Annotated in this window: 1 protein-coding gene and 1 rRNA gene; one reads left to right on the plus strand and one right to left on the minus strand. The window is 54.7% G+C overall.

All coding sequences use genetic code 11. The annotated features are described in order from the left end of the window. A partial coding sequence (locus tag M4J40_RS17070; protein ID WP_251755630.1) for a hypothetical protein occupies nucleotides 1-193 on the plus strand: 193 nt, incomplete at its 5' end. 215 nt (nucleotides 194-408) lie between these two features. Here the strand turns inward: M4J40_RS17070 and rrf are convergent. Beyond that, a 5S ribosomal RNA gene (gene rrf, locus M4J40_RS17075) occupies nucleotides 409-495 on the minus strand; the annotation flags it as partial.

Here is a 495-nt window from a genome sequence, read left to right on the forward strand (position 1 = left end):
TCTGCTCTTCGCTGAAACGACTGCGCTTCATGTCCTGGTCCTCTCGATGGGCCAGAACGAACTTCAAACCGGATTAGGCTCAAGGGGCAACGTCATTGAGAAGGCAGGCTTTCGCCTGACGGGGGAACACACGCGCGCTTCGCCCAATCGCCAGGGCAACCTGATCGTACTTCGCTATCAGCGAGACCTGTAGCGCCGTCTTCGATTTGCAAAGCTTTCTGGGTAGTCGATGTGCGTCTTGGTCCGTGCACCCATACCGGCGTTCTTCTTAGTCTAGGTTGCTTGACGCAAACAGCCCTCCGGAGATTTCTCTCTCGGAGGGCTGTTTTGTGTTTGTTGTTCGTTTGTGTGTGAAGAGGTTTTGTCGTGTGTTTTGTGTATTGTCTCTTTTAGTCTTGCGCTTTGCAGGCCTGGCAGCGACCTACTCTCCCGCGTCTTAAGACGGAGTACCATTGGCGCTGGGGAGTTTCACGGCCGAGTTCGGGATGGGATCGG

This window comes from Pleomorphomonas sp. JP5, from assembly GCF_023721815.1.
In the GTDB taxonomy this organism is placed as follows: Bacteria; Pseudomonadota; Alphaproteobacteria; order Rhizobiales; family Pleomorphomonadaceae; genus Pleomorphomonas.